General features: G+C 75.5%; 11 protein-coding genes. 8 read left to right on the top strand and 3 right to left on the bottom strand.

All coding sequences use genetic code 11. The features are described 5' to 3' along the window. Positions 1–44 precede the first annotated feature (44 nt). The 3 genes from ACFWIC_RS18350 to eccCa form a co-directional block, all read right to left on the bottom strand. Positions 45–1,031, bottom strand: coding sequence for a chitosanase (locus ACFWIC_RS18350; protein WP_380519399.1), 987 nt, complete (start codon positions 1,029–1,031; stop codon positions 45–47). A gap of 186 nt (positions 1,032–1,217) precedes the next feature. Then, entirely contained in the window at positions 1,218–4,580 is a 3,363-nt protein-coding gene (locus ACFWIC_RS18345; RefSeq protein ID WP_380519398.1) for a hypothetical protein, read from the bottom strand. Between the two features lie 79 nt (positions 4,581–4,659). Beyond that, positions 4,660–8,637 carry a type VII secretion protein EccCa gene (eccCa, locus tag ACFWIC_RS18340; protein ID WP_380519401.1) on the bottom strand — a complete coding sequence of 1,326 codons (3,978 nt, stop codon included), beginning with the start codon at positions 8,635–8,637 and terminating at the stop codon, positions 4,660–4,662. 295 nt (positions 8,638–8,932) lie between these two features. Here eccCa and eccD point away from each other — a divergent pair, with 295 nt between their 5' ends. The 8 genes from eccD to ACFWIC_RS18300 all read left to right on the top strand — a co-directional run bounded on the left by eccD (position 8,933) and on the right by ACFWIC_RS18300 (position 16,281). After that, on the top strand, positions 8,933–10,306 hold the full coding sequence (gene eccD / locus ACFWIC_RS18335; RefSeq protein ID WP_329884401.1) for a type VII secretion integral membrane protein EccD: 1,374 nt from the start codon (positions 8,933–8,935) through the stop codon (positions 10,304–10,306). 105 nt (positions 10,307–10,411) lie between these two features. Beyond that, positions 10,412–11,860, top strand: a complete 1,449-nt coding sequence (gene eccB / locus ACFWIC_RS18330; protein ID WP_355406725.1) for a type VII secretion protein EccB — start codon at positions 10,412–10,414, stop codon at positions 11,858–11,860. Positions 11,861–11,981: 121 nt separating this feature from the next. Then, complete coding sequence (locus ACFWIC_RS18325; RefSeq protein ID WP_329884406.1) at positions 11,982–12,341, top strand: WXG100 family type VII secretion target; 360 nt, start codon at positions 11,982–11,984, stop codon at positions 12,339–12,341. Positions 12,342–12,420: 79 nt separating this feature from the next. Then, on the top strand, positions 12,421–12,702 hold the full coding sequence (locus ACFWIC_RS18320) for a hypothetical protein (RefSeq protein WP_329884408.1): 282 nt from the start codon (positions 12,421–12,423) through the stop codon (positions 12,700–12,702). A 26-nt stretch (positions 12,703–12,728) separates the two neighbouring features. After that, entirely contained in the window at positions 12,729–13,151 is a 423-nt protein-coding gene (locus ACFWIC_RS18315; RefSeq protein ID WP_329952659.1) for a hypothetical protein, read from the top strand. Between the two features lie 112 nt (positions 13,152–13,263). Further along, positions 13,264–15,447 carry a hypothetical protein gene (locus tag ACFWIC_RS18310; protein ID WP_380519396.1) on the top strand — a complete coding sequence of 728 codons (2,184 nt, stop codon included), beginning with the start codon at positions 13,264–13,266 and terminating at the stop codon, positions 15,445–15,447. 86 nt (positions 15,448–15,533) lie between these two features. Further along, positions 15,534–15,974 carry a YbaB/EbfC family nucleoid-associated protein gene (locus tag ACFWIC_RS18305; RefSeq protein WP_329884414.1) on the top strand — a complete coding sequence of 147 codons (441 nt, stop codon included), beginning with the start codon at positions 15,534–15,536 and terminating at the stop codon, positions 15,972–15,974. After that, complete coding sequence (locus ACFWIC_RS18300; RefSeq protein WP_329884416.1) at positions 15,967–16,281, top strand: hypothetical protein; 315 nt, start codon at positions 15,967–15,969, stop codon at positions 16,279–16,281. The genes ACFWIC_RS18305 and ACFWIC_RS18300 overlap by 8 nt, the downstream gene beginning before the upstream one ends. The last annotated feature ends 24 nt before the right edge of the window (positions 16,282–16,305 follow it).

Here is a 16,305-nt window from a genome sequence, read left to right as displayed (position 1 = left end):
GTCCGGAGCGGCGTGACTCCGGAGGCACCGCCGGCCGGCGGGCGCTACCCGTCGATGTGGAAGGACTGCCCGTACACCTTCCAGCGCAGCGGGGTGCGGAGGTCGAGGTTGCCCGCCTCCAGGAAGACGCGCTGGGCGGTGTCGACGCGGCTGGTGTCGGAGTGGGCGGCCTCGGTGCGCATGGCGGCGGCGCGGGCGTCGAGGAAGGCGGCGAGGTAGGTCTTCTCGTCACCGCCCTGGGCCGGGGGCTTGGCCTTGCGCAGCGCGGCGGCCCGGATCCCGCCGAAGCTGTCGGAGCTGTTGCCCGGCCCGTGCATGACGATGGCGTCGTAGTAGGCGAGTTGGCCGAGGGCGTGCAGGCCGTCGGACTTGGCCTGGGCGACGGCCGGGTCGAAGTAGACGCGGTCGCGTTCGTCCTCCTGAGCCTTGCGGAAGGTCGGGTCCTGGACGGCCCGCTTCCAGTCGGCGGTGAAGTCCGGGTCGAGCCCGGCGTGGGAGCCGGACCCGTCGAGCTTCTCCAGGGCGGGGAGGTACTTGGCGAGCACGTTGTCGGGCTTCAGCGTGCGGTAGTGGCGGACGAGTTCGAGCATGTCGCCGGTTCCGGAGCAGAAGCCGACGATGCCGGCGGTGTAGCCCCGGCCGTCCTTGATGTCCTCGATGTAGCCGAACTGGGCCTTCCAGTCGAGCGACGAGTTCTCCGCGCTGGAGACGATCTGCTGGGCGAGGTCCTTGAGGGACGGGTCGGTGAGGTCGCCGGTGGCGGGACCGGAGGGGCGGCCGGTCGGCTTGGTGGTGGGGCTGCCGGTGGGGTCGCCGCCGGGCTTGGCGGCGGGTTGGGTGGTGCGGTGGGGCCGGCCCCTGCCGTCGGCCGGCGGGACGGTCGCGGCGGACGGGGACGCGGCGGAGGGGGACGCGCTGGGTGGGGTCGTCGGTGCGGGTGCGGCGGCGGCCGGGAGCGCGGGGAGCACCGCGGCCAGGAGGAGAGCGGTCAGGGCGGGCGGCACTGCGGCTCGGGTGGGCCGGGTCGGCATCGGGGCTCCGGGGTCGGCGGGGCGGGCGTCGGCTGGTCGGGCGTCGTGTCGGCTGGTCGGGTCTCGGCTGGTCGGGCGGGCGCGGGTCGGGTCTCGGCGGGTCGGGCGTCTGCGGGTCGGGCGTCTGCGGGTCGGGCGGGCGCGGGTGGCGTCCGCCTGGGGAACGGGTGCCGGGCGCCACCGGGTTCACCGCGGTGCGGTGGCCTCCGGAGGTCCGGCGGCGCCCACGGGCTCGGCGGGGTCGGGGAGTTCGCCGTCCGGGTACTCGGGGCCGGGGTGCCCGGACGGCCGGCGGGCACCGGCCTCCGGCTCGACCCCCGGGGTGAGGAGGAAACGCTCGGGGGACTCCGCCCGGGGCCGCTCGGCCGGGGGCATCGCCGCACGGCGCTCCAGCCACGACCGCAGCCTGGTGAGGGCGCTGCGATCGCGCTCGGCCGGGTCGCCGCCGGTTTCGCGCAGGAGGACGCCGGCCGGCCGGTCGGCCTCGGCCGCCACCGTGCCGACGACGGTGAACGCCGTACCGGGCGCGAACACCGCCTGCGGCAGCCCGTCGCCGGAGTCGAAGACGGAGGTGCGCCGCCCGGTGGCCGACCACACGAGGAACTCGACGGAGCAACCCGGCAGCTCCGCCCCGGCCGCGGCCAGTCCGGCCAGCGGCGCGGGCTCCCGGAACTCCAGGCCGGCCGGATAGAGGGCGAGGACGGACTTCGGGTCCAGCGCGGGGTCCGCGCCGAGCAGCACCGCGCCGTGGTGGCTCGGGAGCCGCCGCAGGCCGGAGCCGAGGCATCGGAGGAACGGCCTCAGCGCCGGGTCGCCGGAGCGCGCGGCGGTCACCAGGTCCGCGCGTGTCGCGGGGATGCCCGCGCCGTCGTGGTGGAGCAGGACGGCGGCCAGGTCGGGCTTGAGGTCGTCCTTCGAGGTGGACCGCAGGCCGGGCAGCCGGGTGGCGAGCTGCTCCAGGCGGCCGGTGCAGCGGTGGTAGTGCTCGCCGAGCAGCGTGCGGACGGCGTCCCGGTCGGCGGGGGAGCTGGCGGTGACCGGGGGCGGGTACTCGTCGGTGCGGAAGAGCCGGGCCGGCGGAGGGCCGACGGGCGCCTCGGGCGTCGTGCCGCCGGGCGGCGTGCCTTCGGGCGTGCTGCCGGGGGACGGGACGGCGGGTGGTCCGGCCTCGGGCGCGGCTTCGGGTCCGGCCTCGGCGGCGGACTCCGGCAGGCCGGCGCGGGGCGGTTCGGTGCCCTCCGGTCCGCCGACGGGCACCACCGGGGAGGCCGCCTCGCCGGCGGACCACTCGGCGGCGGACGCCCCCTCGCCCGGTTCCGCGGTGGCCGGCGGGTCCTCGGTCCGGCCCAGGGGCTCGTCCGGCTCCGGTACGGCGGTGGTGTCCGGCCCCTCCTCGTCCGCTCCGTCCTCGTCCGGCCCGTCCTCGTCAGGCCCGGTGGGCGGCTCGACCGGAGGGACCTCCGGCACCCGGAAGAGACCCGGGGTGCCACCGCTGGTCGCGGTGCGGGTGAGCGGTTCGGCCGGCCGGGGCCACGGATCGGCGTTCGATCCCGCCACGGCAGCGGCGGTGCCGCTCCCGCCGGCCGCTGACCCGGCGGGGTCGCCGACCGGACCGGCGGCCGGGTCCCGGGCCGGGTCGCCGGTCGAGGACGAGGTCCGGCGGGAGGGGGCCACCGCGGCGGAGGTGCCGGTGGCGGGAGCGGAGGTGGCCCGGACGGGTGTGGGCAGGGGGACGGGTGCGGGCGCCACCGGCTCGGACTCGGCGGGTGCCGGTCCCGCCGCCTCCGGCCGCACCGGTGCCTCGGAGCCGGTGAGCGGCTCGGGGCCGGCCTGCGCCGCCGCCGGGGCGGGCCCGAGGGCGGCGGTCGCCGTGGGGCCGGGAACGGCCGGGGTGCCGGCCGGTCCGGCGGCGAGCCACTCCGCGCGGGCGGCCGTGGCCGGTCGCTGCGGGCGGCCCGTGCCGCCGATCCCGTAGGCCACGGGTGCCACGGCGGGCGGCCCGGTGAGGGGCTGCTCCGCCCCGAGCCAGTCCAGCTCGTGCATCCGGGCGACGAACCGGGCGACCCGCTCGGCGGACGGCTCCAGCAGACCGTGCGCCAGCAGCCCGAACCCCTCGGCGCCGACCGCCGGGAGCCGGTCGAGCAGGGCGCCGAGCTCCTCGAACACGTCGGGCGGGATCGGGCGGTCGCGCTCCCCGACGATCAGCAGCGGGCGGGCCGGCTCGGGCCGCCGGAACCGGGGGGTGAGGACGTGCGGCGGTTCGGGGCGCAGCCAGAGACCGGCCGGGACGGCCTCCAGGACCCAGAAGGGGAACGCCTCGAAGACCGCCGGACCGGCGGTCTTCCAGTCGGCGCCGCCGTTGCGCCACGCGGCGGGGGTGGTGGGCCGGCCGGGGGCGGTGGCGAGGCGCAGCAGGAAGGGTTCCCAGCCGGCCCGGCCGTGCCGGTCCAGGATCCGGGAGGTGGGGCCGCCCGGGCCGAGGACGGGCAGGCCGATCGCGGCCTGCACCGGCCGCGCCGTCCTGGCCGCCAGCGCGCCGGTGAGCGCGGCCAGCTGGTCGGGGGCCGCCCACGGGGCGCTGACCAGCGGCCGGTCGGTGCCCAGCGGCAGCGAGAGCACGGCGTCCGCGAAGTCGTCCGGCAGCAGGACGGGCCGGTCCGGGGTGCCGATCAGGAGGACGGTGTGGCCGGGCGGCGCGGCGGCCAGCCCGAGGTCGGGGAGCGGCCCGCCGGTCCGGGACGCCGGGTCGGTGAGCCAGAAGCCGGTGGGGAGCCGGAGGATCCGGACGGCGTCGCCCCGGGACCCGGCGGTGAGACCGTCGGCGCGTCCGGCCGGACCGTGCAGGACGGCGGGTGCGGCGCCGGAGGCGGTCGTCGGGCTCCCGACCGCCGTCGCGGCGCCGATGGTCTCGCGGACCCGGCGGGGCGGCGCCCCGGCCTCGCACCGCCACCAGGAGGCGGCTTCGGTCGCGCCCTCGGGGCTGGTGACCTTGAGGTTCCCGGCGGGGGTGATCTCCACCAGGCCGTCCGGCGCGACGACCGGCAGGCCCGCCCGCTCGGCGACGATCTCCGCCGGACGGCGGCCGTTGGGGGCGAGCGCGGCCAGCCCGGAGGCGGCGAGGACCAGGCTGCCGGCGCCGCGGGCCCGGGCGACCACGCCGAGGTCCGCCATCCGGTCGCGCAGGACCTTGGCCGAGTCGGGGGCGGCGGCGACCACGACGACCGCGTCCGGGACGGGCCGGAGCGCGCCGATGGCGGCCGACAGCTCGTCGTCGCGGGCGGTGGCCGGGGCGATGACGAAGTGCGGGCCGACCGGGCGGAGCACGGAGGGCGCCGGCACCGGGGCCGCCGACGGCGAGGGCGAGGGCGACAGCGCGGTGGACGGTGCCGACGTGGAGGGCGGCGGGGCGGTCCCGGCGGCCGGGGCGGGCGCGCCGGCCTCGACCGCGGGCAGCGCACGGCGCGGCCCGCGCCGGAGGGCGAACCGGCGGCGGGGTTCGGCCGGCGGCGCGGGGTCGCCGGAGGGCGTGCCGGTGCGGGAGAGGCTCATCGCCTTGGACTACGGGCGCCGCCGGGCGGCCGGTTCACCGCCGCGCGGGGCGGGCGGTCCGCCCGCCGCCCGGCGGCGGTCACCCGGCCGCCCCGTCGGCCCCGGCGTCCGGCTCCGCGACCAGGGCGGTCTGGAGCTGGACCGTCCGCCGCCGGGTGATGTGCAGGGCCCGGCCGGGCGGCAGCTGGCGCGGCTTGACGTTGCCGAAGATCGTGCCCTCGCTGGGCGGGCAGGAGAGCAGCGTCACCGGGGTGTTGATGTCCTGGAGCCGGCGCAGCACCGGATCGGAGTAGGCCCGCCCGATCCCGTTGGCGGCGCGGGCGATCACCAGGTGCAGGCCCAGCTCGGAGCCCTGGGCGAGGTGTCCGAGCAGCGGTTCGAACGGGTTCGGCCCGGAGGCCGGGACGAGGTCGAGGTCGTCGACGATCACGAACAGTTCGGGCCCCGTCCACCAGTCGCGCAGCCGCAGCCGGGCCGGGCTGATGTCCTCGCCCGGAACGCGGGCCTCCATCGCCCGGGCGGCCCCGGAGACGATCTGCTTGACCACGTCCACCGAGACGGCGTAACCGAGCCGGTACTCCTCCGGCAGGCTGTCGTAGAGGTCGCGCCGGAAGTCGATCAGCATGATGCGGGCCTCGGCGGGGGTGTACGCGGTGGTGATGGCCTTGATCATCAGCCGCAGCAGGTTGGTCTTGCCGCTCTCGCTGTCGCCGACCACCAGCAGGTGCGGGCTCTCCTCGAAGTCGTGCCAGAGCGGCGCGATGGCGGTGTCCTCCAGCCCGAGCGGGACCCGCAGCCGCCCCTCGGGGGCGGGCAGGTCGGCGGCGTCGAGCAGCAGCGGCAGCATCCGGACCTCGGGGGCGCGGGGGCCGGTCCAGTGCTCGTTGACGGCGTCCACCAGGTCGGCGACGCCCTCGGCGAGGTCCTCGGTCGTCCCGACGCCGTCGATCCGGGGCAGCGCGGTCAGGAAGTGCAGACGGTCCTCGGTGAGACCCCGGCCGGGGATCCGGGGGACGGTCGCCGCGGCCCGCATGTTGATCATCGAGTCGATCGAGTCACCGAGCCGCAGCTCGAAGCGGGTGCCGAGCTGGTCGCGCAGGCCGCCGAGGATCTCGCCCCAGCGGGCCGCCGCGATGACGAGGTGGACGCCGTAGTTCAGACCGCGTCCGGCGATCAGGTTGAAGACGGAGACGTAGTCGGGGAAGTCCTGGCGCACGGTGTTCCAGCCGTCGACGACCAGGAACACGTCCCCGTACCGCTCGTCGGCCAGCTCCGGGTCCCCGGCGGCCCGCCGCCGGCGGAACGTCGTCATCGAGTCGATGCCCAGCCGGGCGAAGCTCTGCTCGCGGCGGCTGATCACCCCGGCCACCTCGGCGAGCGTGCGGCCGATCCGCTCGGGGTCGTGCCGCCCGGTGACGCCGCCGAGGTGCGGCAGGCCGCGCAGGGCGGCCAGCGTGCCGCCGCCGAAGTCGAGGCAGTAGAACTGCACCTCCTGCGGCGTGTGGGTCAGGGCCAGCGCGGTGACCAGCGTCCGCAGCAGGGTGCTCTTGCCGCTCTGCGGGCCGCCCGCGATGCCGACGTGGCCGCCGGCGCCGGACAGGTCGGCCGTGTAGATCTCGCGCAGCTGCTGGAACGGGCGGTCGACCACACCGACCGGGACGGTGAGCCGGCCCCGGTCGGGCCACCCGTCCGGGGTCAGGCCGTGGGCCTCGCTCGGGGCGAGCGGCGGGAGCAGCTCGTCCAGGGTCGGCGGGACCTCCAGCGGCGGCAGCCAGACCTGGTGGGCGGGCGGTCCGGCGTCGAGCAGCCGCTCGGCGGCCAGCTCCAGCAGGGTGACGGTGGCCTCCTCCTCGCGCGCCTCCGGCTCGATCGGCTCCGGCGCGGGCCGGTTGGGCGTCACGTACGCGGTGTCGTACGGGACGACCTGCCCGGCGGCCGCGGCCTGCTGGGCGGCGCCGCGCCGGCTGCGGTAGGGGCCGGACACGTAGGACGCCTTGAAGCGGGTGAGCGTGGCGATGTCGCTGCGCAGGATGCCGTTGCCGGGCTGCGAGGGGAGCTGGTAGGCGTCCGGCACGCCGAGCACGCCGCGGCTCTCCATGGCGGAGAAGGTCCGCAGCGCGATCCGGTAGGAGAGGTGGGACTCCAGCGCGTGCATCCGGCCCTCGTCCAGGCGCTGCGAGGCGAGCAGCAGGTGGACGCCCAGGGACCGGCCGAGGCGGCCGATCATGATGAACAGGTCCATGAAGTCGCGGTGCGCGGAGAGCAGTTCGCTGAACTCGTCGACGACGACGAACAGCGTCGGCAGCGGGTCGAGCTGGGTCCCGGCGGCCCGGGCGGCCTCGTAGTCCAGCAGCGAGCTGTAGTTGCCGGAGGCGCGCAGCAGCTCCTGGCGGCGGTTCATCTCGCCGTGCAGGGCGTCGCGCATCCGGTCGACCAGGGCGGCCTCGTCGGCGAGGTTGGTGATCACCGCCGAGGTGTGCGGCAGCCGGTCCAGGCCGAGGAAGGTCGCGCCGCCCTTGAAGTCGACCAGGACGAAGTTGAGCGTCTCCGAGGAGTGGGTCAGCGCGAGCGCGAGGACGAGGGTGCGCAGCAGTTCGGACTTGCCGGAGCCGGTGGCGCCGATCAGCATGCCGTGCGGGCCCATGCCCCCCTGCGCGGACTCCTTGAGGTCGAGGTCGACGGGGGAGCCGTCGGCGCCGAGCCCGAGCGGGACGCGCAGCCGGCTCGTCCGTCCGCGGTCCGCCCAGGCCCGGCGGACGTCGTGCTGGTGGAGGTCGCGGATGCCGAGCAGGGCGGTCAGGTCGAAGTCGGTGTTCAGCGGCTCGGCGGTGTCCACCGAGTCGCCCAGCCGGAAGGGCGCCAGCGTGGTGGCGAACCGGCGGACGGCGGGCACCTCCAGCGCGTCCGGGCGCCCGAGCGGGGTGACCTCGTCGTTGCGGTTGCGGTCGGCGCCGACCAGCTCCAGCTCGCCGTCGGTGATCCGCAGCCGCAGCCGGAACCGGTTGTGCTTCCACTCCAGCGCCTCGCCGACGTCCAGCAGGACGGCGTTGCGGTAGCCGGCCAGCGCGGCCCGGCTCCCGGAGGACAGCCGGACGCCGTCGAGCACGATCACCGTGAACGGCTCGTCGCGCGCGGGCTGCGCCTCCGGCTCGTAGGGCGGGCGCTCGGCGAACTCCGGCCCCAGCAGCTGCTCCAGCTCCACCATCGAGCCGGCCACCAGGCGGACCGGCCCGGCACCGTCGGTCTCGGTCGGGTGCAGGGCGTGCGGCAGCCACTTGAGCCAGGACCAGTCCGCGCGTCGCTCGGGCGCGACGGCGGCGGCGATCCGCAGCTCGTCCGGGGCGTGGAAGAAGGCGAGCTGGGCGAGCATCGCCCGGGCCAGCGCGCGGGCCGGCTCCCGATCGGGCTCGTCGGCTCCGCCGTCGTCCTGGTCCTCCGGGGTGGCGCACCGCACCAGCACCTGGGCGTAGCCGCGCACGTGCACCGCGATCGGCTGCCCGGCGATCGACCCGTACGCGTGGATGAAGCGGCGCAGCGCGTGCGCGCAGAGCGGCTCCAGGTCCTCGATCGGCTTGGTGGCCAGCGGGGCCAGCCGCACCGCCAGCCGCTGCGGCCCGGTCGCGATCCGTACGTCGCCGAAGTCCGGGTGGGAGGAGCGCCGCTCCCAGAGCCGGGAGGTGCGCACCAGCGAGGCGAGCGTGCCGGGCCCGGGGTGGCGCCAGGCCAGTGCCAGCCGCTGGTTGACGACGTGCCGGCGGACCTGGCGGCGCATCTGGGCGAGGTAGCGCAGGTAGTCGCGGCGCTCCCCGCGCAGCTGCCGCTTGCGGTCCCCGGAGCTGCGGATGAGCTGGGTCACCAGCATGCCGACCGCGGAGAGGCCCATCATGCCCATCGCGACGTACTGGAGCGGCCCGCCCCCGCCGTTCGGGTTGAGGAAGATCATCACCATCGAGAGCGAGCTGAGCGCCATCGGGGCCATCGTGAGCATCTGGGAGATCCCGCTCTGCGGCTCCGGCAGGCCGGGCGGCTCCTGCAGCTGGATCTCCCCGTCCGGCATCTCCGGTCCGGGACGCCGGGGCGGACGGTCGACCACGACCACACTCAACGGGGCTCTCCTCTCACTGCGCCTCCCCGGGGCGGGCGGACCGCCGGGCGGCCCGGCCGGGACCCGCCCGGACCGGGTGGCGGCGGCACGGGGACCGCACCCTGGCCTACGGCCCGCACTCCGCGCGCGGTTCATCCGGGCCCGGCGGACGGCCGGGTCCGGCCCGGTGAACCGCCGGGCCCCCGCCGCCCGTAGTGGCCTGTGGGAGACCGGCCAGGCCCGGCCCGGCGGAGGAGGGGCACGACAGGTGAGCGGTGCAGTGGCGGCGACCGGACTGTGCAGGCTGAGATTCCGCGCACCCGAGGCCGCGTTCGAACTGGCCGTGCCCGGGGACGTCGTCCTCGCCGACCTGATGCCGACCGTGGTCGGCTACGCGGGCACGGCCGTCGAGGAGAGCGGCGTCGAGCACGACGGTTGGGTGCTCCAGCGCCTCGGCGGCGAACCCTTCGACGAGGAGCTCACCCTGGAGGCCCTCGCCGTCCGCGACGGCGAGGAGCTGTTCCTGCGCCCGCGCCGGGACGCCCTGCCGGAGGTGCACTTCGACGACCTGGTGGACGGCGTCCGCACCGGCGTGATCGCCCGCGGCGACTCCTGGCGCCCCGCCGTCACCCACCACCTGGCCCTCGCCCTCACCCTGCTCGCGCTCGTCGGCGGCCTGCTGCTGCTGGCCCTGCCCGGACCCGAGGGCGTGCGCTGCGTCTGCGCGGCCGTCGCCGCCCTGCTGCTGTTCGGTGGCGCCGCCGCGGCCTCCCGCGCGGTCGGCGACGCGCCGGCCGGCACCGCGCTGGGCACCGCCGCCGTCGCGTACGCGGCCGCCGCGGCCGCGCTGGTGCCCGGACTCGACGGCCCGACCCGGCTGCTCGCCGGCGGATCGGCGGCGGTGGGCGGCGCGGTGGTGGCGCTGGTCGCGGTCGGCGGCGGCGCGTTCTTCCCCGGCCTGCTGGTGGCCGCCGTGCTCGTCCTCGGCGCGGGGGCGCTGGCCGCCTGCGGCATGGCCGTCACCGGCATCGCCGCGCTGGTCGCCGCCGCCGCGGTGCTGCTGGGCGCCTTCGTGCCGGGCCTCGCCTTCAAGCTCTCCGGCCTGCGGCTGCCCGCGCTGCCCCGCAACGCCGACGAGCTCCAGGAGGAGATCGAGCCCTTCCCCGCCGAGGACGTGCTCGCCCGGAGCACGGTCGCCGACGGCTACCTGTCCGCCTTCCTGACGGCCGTCGGCGCCGTCTGCGCGGCGGCGCTCGTCGTCCTGGCCGGGGTCGGGGACACCGGCTGGGGCACACCGGTGATGGCCGCCGACCTGTCGGCGCTGCTCCTGCTGCACGCCCGGGACATCGGCAGCATCCGCCAGCGGCTCGCCGTGCTGCTCCCCGGCGTGCTGGGCCTGACCCTGCTGGCCGCGCGGATCGGCCTGGACAGCGACCGCACGGGGCGGCTCGTGCTGTTCGCCGTACTGCTGCTGGCCGCCCTCGGGCTGGCCGTCGTCGCCTGGACCGTCCCGGGGCGGCGCCTGCTGCCGTACTGGGGCCGGGCCGGCGACCTGACGCACTCGCTGGCCGCCATCGCGCTGCTGCCCCTCGCCCTCCAGGTCCTCGGCTTCTACCGGACCATGCGGGGGCTCGGCGGCTGAGCCGCCCCCGACAGGGGCCCGCCCGGCCGGGGCCCACCGCACGGGCCGACGACGGCCGGGCCCGCCGTCCGTACCGGCCGCCACGCCCCGCAGGAGGACCACCGCATGCAGTCCCGCCGTGACCAGGTACAGGCCCACCTCTTCGTGACGGGCCGGGTCTCCGCCGGCATGCTGCGGGCCGAGCCGGACGCCCCCGACAGCCCGGTCGGCCGGACCAACCGGGGCATCGCCATCGGTCTGGCGATCGCCCTGCTGGTCGGCGTCGGCGCGGGCGTCTACGGACTGGTCAAGCCCGGCGGCGCGACCGGCTGGCGCAAACCCGGCACCGTGGTGGTGGTCAAGGAGACCGGCACCCGTTACCTCTACGCCGGCGGGCTGCTGCACCCCGTCCTGAACCAGGCCAGTGCCCGGCTGCTGGCGGGCGACCAGCTGAAGGTCGACGAGGTCTCCCGCCGCTCCCTGGAGGGCACCGACCGGGGCGGCCCGGTCGGGATCGTCGGAGCCCCCGACGGCCTGCCCGCGCCCGCCTCGCTGGACCGCTCCGACTGGCTCGCCTGCACGGTCCAGGCCGTCGGCGCGTCCGGGGGGAGGCCCGCGCCGCTGCTCTCGCTCGCCGTCGGCTCCCGGCCGGGGAACGGCTCCATCGGTGACCGGGCCGTGCTGGTGGCCGCCCCCGACGGCGCCCCGCAGCTGCTCCGGTACGGCCGCCGCCACGCGCTGGACGTCCAGGGCGGCGCCGTGCGCGCGCTCGGCTACACGGCGGCCGTGCCCGTCCCCGTGACCGCGGCCTTCCTCCAGACCTTCGCCGCCGGGCCCGACCTGCGCTCCCCGGACCTGCCGGGCCGGGGCACGGCCGGGCCCGACCTCTCCGGACGGCCCACCAGGGTCGGCCAGCTGTTCGCGGGCAGCGGTGAGGACCGCTTCGTCCTCACCGGCCAGGGGCTGGTGCCGGTCGGCGCCACCCTGCTCGCCCTCCTCCAGGGCGACCCGCGCACCCAGAAGGAGGCCTACGGCGGCGGCGCGGTGGCCACCGCCCCGGTCGGCGCCGCCGACCTCGCCGCCCACTCCGCGCCCACCGCCGTCACCGCCGAACTCGCACCGGCCGGCCTGCCCGAACGGCCCCCGGTGCTGGCCACCCCCGGCCCCGGGCAGGCACTCTGCGCCGGGCTGCCCGCCGCCGGTGCGGGCGAGGTCGACCTGCGGATGCCGGACGCCACCGCCGTCCTCGGCCTGCCGCCGGTGGCCGAGCCGGGCGTCGTCCCCAGCTGCACCCCCGCTGACCGGATCGTCGTCCGGCCCGGCGGCGGCGCGCTGGTGCGGTCCCTGTCCGGGGGCGGTCAGGGCTCGACGCTGTACCTGGTCACCGACAACGGGGTGCGGTTCCCGATGACCCCGGACGCCGTCGAACGCCTCGGCTACGCCGGGGCCGCCCCGGTGGCCGTCCCGAGCCGGCTGCTGGCGCTGCTGCCGGCCGGACCGAGCCTGGACCCGGCGGCGCTCACCGGGACGGGGCTCGTCCAGCCGCCCGCGACGGACGGCAAGTGCGCGCGCTGAGGCGGTCCGCCGCCGTCCGCGGGGGGCGCTGAACCGGCCGGACCCCCGGGGCCGTTCAGCCTGGTGGGCCCGCCCGTGCGGCGGGCCCACCAGAGAGACGTCCGACGCGAGAGGGACCGCGATGGCCAACAGCACGAACCCGAATGCCGTCACGAAGGCGGATCCGGCCTCCATCCAGGCCGTGAAGAGCACCATCGAGTCGCAGATGGGGGTCATGGAGGGCGTCAAGCGGGACATCGACATGAGCATCCAGGAGCTGGAGACCAAGTTCCAGGCCAAGTCGAGTGTCGTCTTCGTGCAGAAGATCGGGGACTGGCAGCGGAAGTACCAGGAGGTGATCGGCCTCTACAACGACTTCCTGGGCAAGCTGGCGGCCGGTGAGAACACCTTCAACGCCGCCGAGGAGAACGCCCTGTCGGTCGCCAACAAGAGCCCCGACGGGTACGACCCGATCAAGGACGCCCTGAACCCGCCCAAGTAGGCGACCGAAACCGAAGTCCCACCGGTCCGGGCGCGCTGCCCGGCCGTTCCCCCTCTCCAACGAAACGGGAGTCAGCGAAGTGTTCGTCGAGCACGCGGGCGTCGAGGCCGCCATCCAGTACCTCAGCGACACGGCCGAGCGGATGGAGGACGCGATGCGCATCACCAAGCAGAAGCTGGACAGCTTCTACGGCGGTCCCCTCCTCGGTGTCTTCTCCACCGCCGCGGAGAACCTCTCCGAGGCCCTCCGTACGAAGGACGGGGTGATGATCGGTGACATCAACTCCGCCACCCAGGACCTCGCGAAGATCCACCACATCCTCTGGAGCGCGGACTTCGAGGCCGGCCGGGGCATCGGCTGACGACCGACGGACGGGACTGACACGCCATGGCAGGCAACGAGTCCGGTGACGGAAACGGCGTCACCAAGATCACCGAAGGCTATGTCGCGGACTTCGCGAACCAGAAGCTCCAGGCACTCATCGACGGGTTCACGCAGAACTCGTACGTCCTCGACATCGGTCTCTACGCGACCGACGGCGGCACGACGAGCACGGGACGCCCGTCGCACCTGCTGGCGGGGAACCCCAGCGCGAGCGCTCCGTCCGTCGGGCTCCTCGCCACCGCGTTCAAGAACTACTTCGGCGCGGTCAACGCCGGCTTCGGAACCATCAACAAGCAGGCCACGGACATGAAGCTGGACCTCAAGGATGCCGACCTCATCCTGCAGAACGGCGAGGAGGACGCCATCAGCGTGGCCGAGCTGATGTACCTGCTCAACAACGTCGTTCCCGGCGCCGGGGGCCGCTGACCCCGGCCGCAGTGCCCTCACGCGGGCCGGTCCAGGCGCAGGCCGGCCCGCACCACCGACCCTCCGGGGCCGATCCGATCCGACCGCGCCGGTCCAGTCGAAGGGGTTCACCGTGGGCAAGTACGAGGACGCCGTCGCGATCTTCGCGTCGTCGACCCAGACCAGTCTCGTCGACCGCGGCGCGGTCGCCGGTAAGGACGTCAAGTGGACGCCCGGCGACGGGATGGGGGACGCGACCGTCTACCACGAGTGGAAGACGTCCGACAGCAAGGGTATGCCGCACGACGCCTGGTGGGGGTGGAACTACCACTTCACGTACGAGAAGGAGGACTACCGCGGCAGTTACGTCTACGGGATCAACTTCGACTACTCGACCCTCAACGCGGGCTCGCCGTTCGACCGGTGGCAGCACGAGTTCCTCAAGATCATCAGCCCGTTGCGGAATCCGCCGTTCGCCAACGACCGGTTCGACGTGGCCGCCTTCGGGCGCGTGGCCGAGGCCCACGAGCGCGCCTCCAAGTTCCTCGAGGACTGGGTCACCAGGAGCAAGACCTGGGTCGAGGAGGTCGACGCCCCGGACGGGGACTGGCAGGGCAGTGCCGCAGGAGCGTTCCACACGGTGCTCGGTGCCTTCCACGGCGAGATCGCCAGCTTCCAGCGCCAACTGGCGGACAACGGCGTCAAGAATGCGCTGGGCGGGATGGTCAATCCTCTGCTGGACGTCCTGTCCACCCTGGAGATGGCTTTCCACCAGTGGCGCCAGATGCGACTGGCCCACCCCGCCAACGCCCTCCAGGACGCCGTGGCCGACGCCTTCAAGGACGCCACGGTCGAGGTCCGCTGGCGGAAGGACACGGTGGCCAAGGCCACCTACGACGCGAACCTCAAGTCGAGCGACATCGCGTCCGCGGACGGGCACGGGGACCTGACCTTCAAGGTGACCGCGTCCCCGTTCGGTGACCCGCAGACGAAGGAGTTCTGGGAGAAGGTCGTCGTCCGGGGCAAGGAGATCTGGCTGGCCAACCTCGATCGGCCGCTGGACAACGAGGCGGGTAGAGCGCTGATCTTCCTCGAATCGGCCTACACCAGACTCCTGAACCAGATGAACAGCAACCACCCCCGGGTCGCCCTGCGGATGCCGCCGCCCGTCCCGCCGAAGGTGGACGCCCCGCCCGGCGGGAGCGGCGCCGGCGGGGGCGGCACCGGCGGCAAGGACGACCTCAACCTGAAGAACGACCTCGGCGGCGGCCCCGACAACAAGGAGTTCAAGCTCGACGGCGGCGCCGGGGGCGGTGGCACCGGCGGCAGCGGATCCGGTGGCAGTGGCACCGGGGGCATCGGCGGGATCGGCGGCATCGGCGGGAACACCGGCGGCGGTGGCGGTGGGGGCACCAAGCCGCCCACCAGCCTTCCCGGCGGCGTGAAGCCGCCCGAGATCGTCACCGGCGGCGGCAGCGGCCCGATCCTCCCGGGTGGCGGAACGACCCTGCCGGGCGGCGGGACGGGCAGCCCCGGCCCGGGCGTGCACGTCCCCGACCTGCTCGGCGGCATCGGGAGCGGCGGCCCCGGGAGCGGCAGCTGGACCGGTGGCGTCGGCGGCGGAACCGGCGGCTCCGGCGGCCGGAACGTCGTGGTGCCGACCGGCTCCCGGGTCACCGAGGACGGCCGGGTGGTGGACGGCGAGGGCCGGCCCGTCCTGGACAACCGCGGCAACCCGATGGTGGTCGGCCGGGACTACACCATCGCCCCGGACGGCACCCTCCTGGACGGCCGCGGCAACCCCGTCTCCGAGAGCCGGCAGATCATCGACGACCTCGGCCACAGCTACCTCAGCGCCGAGGACGACCTGCTCGCGCCCAACGACTTCGGCCTCGGCGCGTCGGGCCTCGGCGGTGTCGGCCTGCTCGGCTCCGCCGGCGGCGGATCGGGCGGGTCCCTCCTCACGGGACCGGGCGGGATCTCCCCGATCACCGGCGCCGTCGGCGGGACGAGCGCGCGGGGCCTCGCCGCCGGCGGCGACCCGAGCGGACTGAAGGCCGCGGCCGAGGCGGCCACCGAGCGCATGGCGGCCGAGCGCGCGGCCCGCGCCGCGGCGGCCGAACAGGCGGCGCTGACCGGCCGCCAGGTGGCCACCAGCTCCGGCGGCGCCATGCCGCCGATGATGCCGCCCGGCATGGGCGGCGGCGCCGGTGCGGGCGGCAACGAGAAGGACCGCCAGCGCACCACCTGGCTGGCCGAGGACGAAGAGGTCTGGGGCACCGAGAGCGGAGCCGTCGAGGGCGTCATCGGCCGCTGAGACCGGGGCCACCGACGCCGGTGCGCCGGACCGACAGGGCCGGCGCACCACCCCGACCGGAACGAAACGACGAGGAAGCACGACACATGAGCAATCCCTTCGCGGACCAGATCGCCCAGACCATGGAGGCGATGCGCGACCAGCTCGCCAAGGCCGAGGAGACGCAGGCGGAGCTGGAGAAGCTCACCGCCTCCGTCACCTCCAAGGACCGCCTGGTGACGGTGAAGGTCGGTCCCCAGGGCCAGGTCCTCGCGCTGACCTTCCACACCACCGGCTACCGGGACAAGGCCCCGGCCGAACTCGGCGCGCTGCTCACCGACCTCCTCAACGAGGCCCGCGCCAAGGTGGGGGAGCAGGTCGCCGCCCGGATCCGGGAGTTCGAGGGCATCGGCGACACCCTGCGCCTGTCGATGACCGGCGGCAGCGACCTGGACGACCTGCTGGAGCCGCTGTGGGCGATGCGCCCCGGCTACGCGGACGACGTCGAGAAGAAGAAGACCCGCAAGCAGGAGGAATTCGGTGGCTGACGCCAACGTGCTCGCGAAGACCGAGTACATGAAGAAGGCCTTCGCCGAGTTCACCGAGCTCAAGAACCTCCTGAAGGAGATCGAGGCCGAGGTCGAGATCATCAACCGGGTCAACAAGACGGTCGGCGGCAGCGACGAGATCGGCAAGCAGTACCACGAGCAGATCGACGACCCGACCACCAACCTGACCGAGCTGATCAAGAAGGTCCGTGAGGTGGTCGGCACGGTCGGCGAGAACGGCGAGAAGCTCGCCGACAAGCTCGACCGCGCCGACGACCTCGCCACCGAGATCGCCAACCACGGCTAGCCGTCAGGTACCGGCAGGCTTCGC

Source organism: Kitasatospora sp. NPDC127035, from assembly GCF_042726075.1.
Taxonomy (GTDB): Bacteria; Actinomycetota; Actinomycetes; order Streptomycetales; family Streptomycetaceae; genus Kitasatospora.
Note: the sequence above shows the minus strand (reverse complement) of the source record. Positions and strands in the feature narration are given on the sequence as shown.